We start from the raw sequence: 8039 nt of genomic DNA on the forward strand, positions 1-8039 counted from the left end.
TCGCGCGGCTCGTGGAGCACTGCGCGGGACGCCGGATGCTTCTTCTGCTGGACAACTGTGAGCACCTGCTGGGGCCGGTGGCCGGCCTGGCCGAGGAACTGCTCGCCCGGTGTCCGGGGGTGCGGGTGCTGGCGACGAGCCGGGAGCCGTTGGGGGTGCCGGGGGAGGTGGTGCGGCCGGTGGGGCCGTTGGCGCCGGAGGCGGCGTTGCGGTTGCTGGGGGAGCGGGGTGCGGCGGCGCGGCCGGGTTTCCGGGTGGAGGAGGACGTGGTGGCGGCGGGGGAGGTGGTGCGGCGGCTGGACGGGTTGCCGTTGGCGATCGAGCTGGCGGCGGCGCGGTTGCGGGTGCTGGGTGTGCGGCAGATCGCGGAGCGGCTGGACGACCGGTTCCGGTTGCTGACGTCGGGGGCGCGGACGGTGTTGCCGCGTCAGCAGACGCTGCGGGCGGTGGTGGACTGGTCCTGGGAGTTGCTGGACCCTGTCGAGCGGGCGGTGCTCGGCCGGTTGTCGGTGTTCACGGGGGGTTGTGATCTGGAGGCGGCCGAGGCGGTGTGCGCGGGGCCGGAGGGGTGGGACGTCCTGGGGGTGCTGGGGTCGCTGGTGGACAAGTCGCTGGTGGTGGCGGGCCCGGGTGAGGGCGGGATGCGTTACCGGCTGCTGGAGACGGTCGCGGAGTACGCGGGGGAGCGGCTGGACGAGGCCGGGGAGCGGTCCGCGGCGGAGCGCCGCCATCTGACGTACTACCGCGAACTCGCCCGCACCACCGACCCCCGACTGCGCGGCCACGGCCAGGTCGAGGCCATGGCCCGCCTCGACACCGAGTACGGCAACCTGCGCACCGCCCTGCGCCGCGCCGTCGACGCCCGTGAGGAGGACGAGGCCCTGGTGCTCGTCCACTCCCTCCTCTGGTACTGGCAGATGCGCGACCTGCGCACCGACGCCCTGCACGGGGCGCGGGCCGCCGCCGCGCTCGGACCCGACCCGTTCACGCCGCCCGCCGCCCCCGTCGTACCCCTGCACGAGCCGTGCACGGCCGCGCCGCCCCCGCTCTCCGAGGAGCAGCGCTGGGAGGCCCGGCGCGGGGTGCGGCTCGTGGAACTGCTCAACATGGACCACGACACCGGCCGCTGGACCACCCCCGAGGGCGTGCGCAGGCTCCGCGAGATGACCGCCGTCCACCGGCCGGGCCTGCCGCAGAGCTGCCGCCTCCCCGGCGCCTTCGCCGTCTTCGCGGTCCTCCTCATCGGCGAGGCCGGCCGGCTGCGCGAGATCCTCGACGCGACCGTCGAGGCCTGCCGCCGCCACGGCTACGCGTGGGAGCTGGCCAACGCCCTCCAGCAGCGGGCCAACATGTTCGCCAACCGGGCCGACCTGGCCGCCGAGGCGAGCGCCGACGCCGACGAGAGCCTGGAGATCTTCGAACGCCTCGGGGACGCCTGGGGCGCCGCGGAGGCACTCTCCTCCCGCGCCGAGGCCCACGAGCGCCTGCTCCGCTTCGAGGAGGCCGGCGCGGACTTCGCCGCCGCCATCGGCCACGCGGCGAAGATCGGCGCCCAGTCCCAGATGGCACTGCTCCGCGCCCGCTACGCCGACATCCTCATCGAGACCGGGCGGACGGCGGAGGGCGAGGCGATCCTGCGCGAGATCCTGGCCGGCGCGCACGGCCGCGGCCACGAACCCATGCTGGGCGCCCGCCTGTTCCTGGCCCTCGCCCTCGGCCGCACCGGACAGTACGCGGAGGCCCGCGAGCATCTCGACGCCCTGCGGGCCGAGTTCGGCTCCGCGACCCTCTCCCTCTTCGAGGGCTTCACCCTCGGCTGCCTGAGCTGGCTGGACAACCTGGAAGGGCGGTACGGCTCCGCGCTCGACCTGGCCGTGGAGGCGTACGGGCGCTCCCTGGACGCCCTGTCGATGATGGTCGCCCCGCAGATGCCCGCCGCCCACACGGTCGCCGCCGCCTGGGCGCTCGCCGGCCTCGGCGGCCCGGAGGCCCGGCTCGGGGCGGTGCTCCTCGGCGCCCGCGCCGGCTTCCTGCCCGACGGCCACCGGTCGCCGTCCCTGGAGCGGGAGAACCTGGAGAAGGCCACGGAGCTGAGCCGGAGCGTCCTCGGCGAGGCCGCCTTCGAGGCCGCGTACGCCGAGGGCGACGGCCTCTCCATGGAAGAGGCCGCCGCCCTGCTCGGACGCGCCGCCGACGCGATCAGAGCACGCGCCGAGTCCTGACCCCCCTGGGGCCCCGCGTCAGGTCTTCCTGCGGAACTTGGACACCGCGAGCGGCGCCGTGACGAGGGTGATGACCAGCGCCCAGCCGAGCGTCATCCACACCGCGTGGGCGACCGGACCGCCGTTGATCAGGTTGCGGGCCGCGTCGGCCAGGTTCGACAGCGGGTTGTAGTCCGTGAAGGTCTCCAGCCAGCCCGGCATCGAGGTCGTCGGCGCGAAGATCGACGAGCCGAACTGGAGCGGCATGAGGACCAGCATGGCCATGCCCTGGACCGCCTGGGCCGTCTTCAGGGTGAGCCCGAGGAGGATGAAGATCCACATCAGCGAGGCGCCGAAGACCATCGACAGTCCGATCGCGGCCAGCAGGTGCAGGAACGAGGTGTGGATCTCCAGACCGAGCAGGAAGCCCATGCCGAGCAGGATCGCGGTGGCGATCAGCATCCGGCCGACCTCCACGACGATCTTGGCGATCAGGACGGAGGACCGGGCGATCGGCATCGTCCGGAACCGGTCCATGACCCCCTTCTTGAAGTCGTCGTTGATGCCGACGCCCACGGCCATGGCGATGTTCATGCCCATCATCGCCATCAGGCCCGGCGTCACGTAGTTCACGTAGACGTCGTTGTTGCCCTTGCCGGCGATGGCGCCGCCGAAGACGTACACGAACAGCAGGATGAAGATGATGGGCATCATCACGGCGTCGAACATCGACTCCGGGTCCTGCTTGATCTGGAGGGCGTTGCGCCGGGCCAGGGCCGCGATGTGGCGGAGATTGGCCCGCAGGCCGATGCGGCCCTCGTCGTCGGCGGCGGACCGGGCCGGCGTACGGGCCGGGGCGCCGGCGGGGGACTCGGTGACGGTGGTCGTGCTCATGCGGCGACCTCCTCGCTGATCGTGTCGGACGGGGTGGTGGCGGAGGTCCGCCGGCCCGTGATGGCCAGGAACACCTCGTCGAGGCTGGGCAGATGGGTGCCGATGTGGGCGATGCCGAAGCCGCGCGCCCCGAGCAGGGCGACGACGGCGGTCAGCTGCTGGTCGGTGAGGATGGGCACGTGCAGCGCGCCCTCGTCCGGTACGACGGTGGCGCCGGCGACCCCGTCGAGCCCGGTCTCGCGGAGCGCGGCGGCCATCGCGGGCACCTGGTCCGGGTCGGTCGGCCGGATCATCAGGGTGCGGCCGCCGACCTTCGCCTTCAGCTCGTCCACACCGCCCTTGGCGACGACCTTGCCGCGGTCGACCACGGTCAGCTCGCTCGCGAGCTGTTCCGCCTCCTCCATGTACTGGGTGGTCAGCAGCACGGTCACGCCCTCCGCGACCATCTGCCGCACCTCGTCCCAGACCTCGTTGCGGGTGCGGGGGTCGAGACCGGTGGTCGGCTCGTCCAGGTACAGGACGGCGGGCCGGCCGATCATCGAGGCGGCCAGGTCGAGACGGCGCCGCATGCCGCCGGAGTAGGTCATCGCGGGCCGCTTGGCGGCCTCCGTGAGCGAGAAGCGCTCCAGCATCCCGTCGGCCCGGCGGCGGGCGTCGGCGCGCGAGAGGTCGAGCAGCCGCCCGATCATGTACAGGTTCTCCCAGCCGGACAGCTTCTCGTCGACCGAGGCGTACTGGCCGGTCAGGCCGATGGTGCGGCGCAGCTGTCGGGGCTGGCGCACCACGTCGTACCCGGCGACGGTCGCCGTCCCGGCGTCCGGGACGAGGAGTGTGGACAGGCAGCGGACCAGGGTGGTCTTCCCGGCGCCGTTCGGCCCGAGGACCCCGAGGACGGTGCCCTCCCGCACGTCCAGGTCGACCCCGTCGAGGGCCTTCGTCGCGCCGAAGTGCTTCACGAGGCCCCGGACCTCGACGGCGTTGGTGTGTGATCGCGTCATGTCCCCAGGAAACAGGCACCCACCGACAGGCCCCCGACAAACGACCGACAGCGCCCCCACGGCCCCGACGAACGACCGACAGCGGCCCCCCGACGACCTGCCCACAAGGCCGGCAGCCCGCCGGCGAGGGGCCGGCGGGCTGTCGGGGGAGGCGGATCAGTGGAAGGTGTGCTCCTCGGCGGGGAACGCCCCGCCGGTGACGTCCTCGGCGAAGGCACGGGCCGCGTCCCCGAGCGTCGCGCGCAGATCCGCGTACTGCTTGGTGAACCGCGGCACCTTGCCGCCGGTCAGACCCGCCATGTCGGTCCAGACGAGGACCTGCGCGTCGGTGCCGGCACCCGCGCCGATGCCGATGGTCGGGATCTGCAGCGAACGCGTGACCTCGGCGGCCAGCTCGGCCGGGACCAGCTCCAGGACCACCGCGAACGCGCCGGCGTCCTGGGCCGCCTTGGCGTCGCGGAGCAACTGGTGCGCGGCCTCGTCGGAGCGGCCCTGCACCCGGTAGCCCATGGTGTTCACGGACTGCGGGGTGAGGCCCAGGTGGGACATGACCGGGATGCCGGCCTGTACGAGCAGCTCGGTCTGCGGCAGCGAACGCTCGCCGCCCTCCAGCTTGATCGCGCCGACGCCGCTCTCCTTGACCAGCCGCGTGGCGTTGCGCAGGGCCTGGACGGGCCCTTCCTGGTACGAGCCGAAGGGGAGGTCGCCGACGACGAGGGCGCGCCTGGTGCCCCGGACGACGGCGGCGGACAGGAGGGCCATCTCGTCCATCGTGACGGGCACGGTGGTGTCGTAGCCGAGGTGACAGTTGCCCATGGAGTCGCCGACGAGGATCACCGGGATGCCGGCCTCGTCGAAGACGGAGGCGGTCATCGCGTCGTAGGCGGTGAGCATGGGCCACTTCTCGCCGCGGACCTTGGCGGCGGCGATGTCGTGGACGGTGATACGGCGGGTGCCCTTCCCCCCGTACAGCGCCTTGCTGCTGTCGGCGGGCGGTTTCTGGGCAGCCTGAAGCGTCATGGTGCACGGCTCCTTGTGTCATCTCGAGGCGCCCTGACGGCGTCCCCGGACCACGTCCATGGTGGCACTTGGTCGGCCGGGCGGGAAAGTGGGCCGGAGTGGCGCTGTTCACACCCGCGACACACCGGGCCCCCGCAGGCGGGCGGCCGGAGACGGCGGCGCAGGGGGGGACGGAGGGGTACGAATGTGCGGGTTCTGTCACAGCCACCCGGACCGCGCCACCTGCAGGAACCCCGGGACGGGGGTGTGTCGTCCCTGGGGGAGTACGACGGTCCCGGAGATCCCCTAGGGTCGACGTCGGGCACGGAGTGCGACGCAGTAGGCAGTACGACGCCGCCGGCACGTCCGGCGGCTAGGCAGTGAGGACGGGCGATGGCGCGGGTGGACATGACGGGGACCGACGGACGCGGCGGAGGAAGCGGGCGCCCCGGCTTCCGGGCCGGCTCCGGGACCCGCTCACGGGCCCTCCTGGACCGTCTGCGCCACGACCGCGGGATCTGGCGCCGCGGCGTCCTCCTGGCCCTCACCTCGCTCGTGCTCACCCTCCTGATGGTCTTCCACGCCGAGATTCCCAACCGGGTCGGCAACCTCGGCAGCCTCACCGAGACGTTCCTGCCCTGGCTCGGCCTCTTCCTGCCGGTCCTCCTCGTCCTCGCGCTGCTGCGCCGCTCCGCCACCGCGCTGATCGCGCTGCTGCTCCCCGTGGTGGTCTGGCTGAACCTCTTCGGCGGTCTCGTCGCCGACAAGTCGGCCGTGGGTGGCGACCTCACCGTCGCCACCCACAACGTGAACGCCGACAACCCGGACCCCGAGGGCACCGCCCGCCGTCTCGCCGCCTCGGGCGCCGACGTGCTGGCCCTGGAGGAGCTGAAGGGCGACATGGTCCCGGTCTACGAGCGGGTTCTCGCCGAGGCCTACCCGCACCACTCCGTGCAGGGCACGGTCGGCCTGTGGAGCAAGCTGCCGCTGCGCGGCGCCGAGCCGGTCGACATCCACATGGGCTGGACCCGGGCCATGCGGGCCGAGGTCGTGACCTCCAAGGGGGCGGTCCGGGTGTACGTCGCCCACCTCCCCTCCGTACGGGTCAAGCTGAACGCGGGCTTCACCGCCAACCAGCGCGACACCAGTGCCAACGCACTCGGCGAGGCCATCGCGGCCGACGGCAACGAGCGGGTCGTCCTCCTCGGAGACCTCAACGGCACCATGAACGACCGGGCGCTCAACGCGGTCACCTCGCAGATGCGGTCCACGCAGGGCGCGGCGGGCGACGGCTTCGGCTTCAGCTGGCCGGCCTCCTTCCCGATGGCCCGGATCGACCAGATCATGGTGCGGGGCGGTGAGCCGATGGCCTCCTGGACGCTGCCGGAGACGATGAGCGACCACCTTCCGGTCGCCGCGCGCATCGGCTTCTGACGCCGGGGGCGGCCGGACCGGTCGGGGTCCGCCGGGGAGGGGAGCGGGACGGGTGCCTCCGGTCCGAAACCTCCCCTTCATCCCCCGGAAGCCGGCGGGAACATTTCTCCTGGGAGACTTTGTTCCGTCGAAGAACTTACTTCCGGAAAGGCCCCCTCCCCTCATGCCCTTGGCCCTGCTCGCGCTCGCCGTCTCCGCCTTCGGCATCGGCACCACCGAGTTCGTGATGATGGGCCTCCTGCCCAATGTCGCCGACGACCTCGGCACCTCCGTCCCCACCGCGGGCCACCTCGTCTCGGCCTACGCCCTCGGCGTCGTCGCAGGCGCCCCGCTGCTCACCGCCCTCGGCTCCCGCGTCCCGCGCAAGCGGATGCTCCTGCTCCTGATGGCGCTGTTCATCGTCGGCAACCTCGCCTCCGCCCTCGCCCCCGGCTTCGGCTGGCTCCTCGCCGGCCGGGTCCTCGCCGGGCTCCCGCACGGCGCCTTCTTCGGCGTCGGCGCCGTCGTCGCCGCCCGGCTCGTCCGGGAGGACCGCCAGGCGCGGGCGGTCGCCACGATGTTCCTCGGCCTGACCGTCGCCAACATCCTCGGCGTACCGGCCGCCACCCTCCTCGGACAGCACCTCGGCTGGCGGGCCACCTTCCTCGTCGTCGCCGTGATCGGCCTGGTCGCCCTCGCCGCGCTCGCCCGCCTCGTGCCGTACGTGCCCGTCGACGAGCGCCAGGGCCTCGGCCGCGAGCTGCGCGCCCTGCGCCGCCCGCAGGTGCTGCTGGGGCTCCTCACCGCGGTCTTCGGCTTCGCCGGCGTCTTCGCGGTCTACTCGTACCTCGCCTCGATGACGACCGAGGTCATGGGCTTCGGCGAGTCCACCGTCACGGTCGTCCTCGCCCTCTTCGGCATCGGCATGACCGGCGGGGCGCTCGCCGCCGGTCCGCTCACCGACCGGGCGCCGCGCCCGACGCTCTACGGCTCGCTCGCCGCCCTCGCGCTCACCCTGGTCGCCTTCCGCTTCACCGTGCACGTGCCCTGGCTGGCCCTGGTGACGGTGGTCGTCCTCGGCGCGGTCGGGTTCATGACCACCACCCCGCTCCAGATGCTGGTCATGAACAAGGCCAAGGACGCCCCGACCCTCGCCTCGGCCTCCAACCACTCCGCCTTCAACCTCGCCAACGCGGGCGGCGCCTGGGCCGGCGGCGCCGCGATCGCCGCCGGCTGGGGCTGGACCTCCCCGGCCCTCGTCGGCGCGGTCCTCGCCGCCGTGGGCCTCGCGATCGCCGTCCTGGCGGGGGTGCTCGACCGTGGGCCCGCCGCGTCGGGTACGGAGGGGGAGGCGTCCCGCGTCGTCACGGGAAGCCCGCTCGTCGACGCCGAGCCGGAGGCGGCCCCGACCCCGTCGCCGTCCCGGGCGTAGGCCGGCGAGGAGCCGGCCGTCCGGGTGGGTCTCCCGGTCCGGTTGTCCGGCCGCGGGTCCGGTTCCGGTCTCCCTGGGTCCCGGCCCGGCCGTCCGGGTGGG

Annotated in this window: 5 protein-coding genes and 1 pseudogene; 3 read left to right on the forward strand and 3 right to left on the reverse strand. The window is 73.4% G+C overall.

Annotated features, from left to right (window positions below):
• Window positions 1-2222, forward strand: a pseudogene (locus tag RIF68_RS19065) (AfsR family transcriptional regulator); the annotation flags it as partial.
• A gap of 18 nt (window positions 2223-2240) precedes the next feature.
• Here RIF68_RS19065 and RIF68_RS19070 read toward each other — a convergent pair.
• The 3 genes from RIF68_RS19070 to panB form a co-directional block, all read right to left on the reverse strand.
• The gene (locus tag RIF68_RS19070; protein WP_309052483.1) at window positions 2241-3095 is read right to left on the reverse strand and encodes an ABC transporter permease; all 855 of its coding nucleotides are present in this window, start codon (window positions 3093-3095) and stop codon (window positions 2241-2243) included.
• The gene (locus RIF68_RS19075; RefSeq protein WP_309052484.1) at window positions 3092-4093 is read right to left on the reverse strand and encodes an ATP-binding cassette domain-containing protein; all 1002 of its coding nucleotides are present in this window, start codon (window positions 4091-4093) and stop codon (window positions 3092-3094) included. The genes RIF68_RS19070 and RIF68_RS19075 overlap by 4 nt, the downstream gene beginning before the upstream one ends.
• 156 nt (window positions 4094-4249) lie before the next feature.
• Window positions 4250-5113, reverse strand: a complete 864-nt coding sequence (gene panB / locus RIF68_RS19080) for a 3-methyl-2-oxobutanoate hydroxymethyltransferase (RefSeq protein ID WP_309052485.1) — start codon at window positions 5111-5113, stop codon at window positions 4250-4252.
• Window positions 5114-5485: 372 nt separating this feature from the next.
• Between panB and RIF68_RS19085 the strand changes: the two genes are divergently transcribed.
• Window positions 5486-6526 (forward strand): endonuclease/exonuclease/phosphatase family protein, encoded by a 1041-nt coding sequence (locus tag RIF68_RS19085; RefSeq protein WP_309052486.1) that lies wholly within the window; start codon window positions 5486-5488, stop codon window positions 6524-6526.
• Window positions 6527-6689: 163 nt separating this feature from the next.
• Entirely contained in the window at window positions 6690-7937 is a 1248-nt protein-coding gene (locus tag RIF68_RS19090; protein WP_309052487.1) for an MFS transporter, read from the forward strand.
• The last annotated feature ends 102 nt before the right edge of the window (window positions 7938-8039 follow it).

The organism is Streptomyces sp. (genome assembly GCF_031178505.1).
GTDB lineage: Bacteria > Actinomycetota > Actinomycetes > Streptomycetales > Streptomycetaceae > Streptomyces > Streptomyces gulbargensis.

What these genes read in the sequence shown, in the direction of transcription:
- RIF68_RS19070 (WP_309052483.1), bottom strand. Translation starts at nt 3,095, where the DNA reads ATGAGCACGACCACCGTCACCGAGTCCCCCGCCGGCGCCCCGGCCCGT.
- RIF68_RS19075 (WP_309052484.1), bottom strand. Translation starts at nt 4,093, where the DNA reads ATGACGCGATCACACACCAACGCCGTCGAGGTCCGGGGCCTCGTGAAG.
- panB (WP_309052485.1), bottom strand. Translation starts at nt 5,113, where the DNA reads ATGACGCTTCAGGCTGCCCAGAAACCGCCCGCCGACAGCAGCAAGGCG.
- RIF68_RS19085 (WP_309052486.1), top strand. Translation starts at nt 5,486, where the DNA reads ATGGCGCGGGTGGACATGACGGGGACCGACGGACGCGGCGGAGGAAGC.
- RIF68_RS19090 (WP_309052487.1), top strand. Translation starts at nt 6,690, where the DNA reads ATGCCCTTGGCCCTGCTCGCGCTCGCCGTCTCCGCCTTCGGCATCGGC.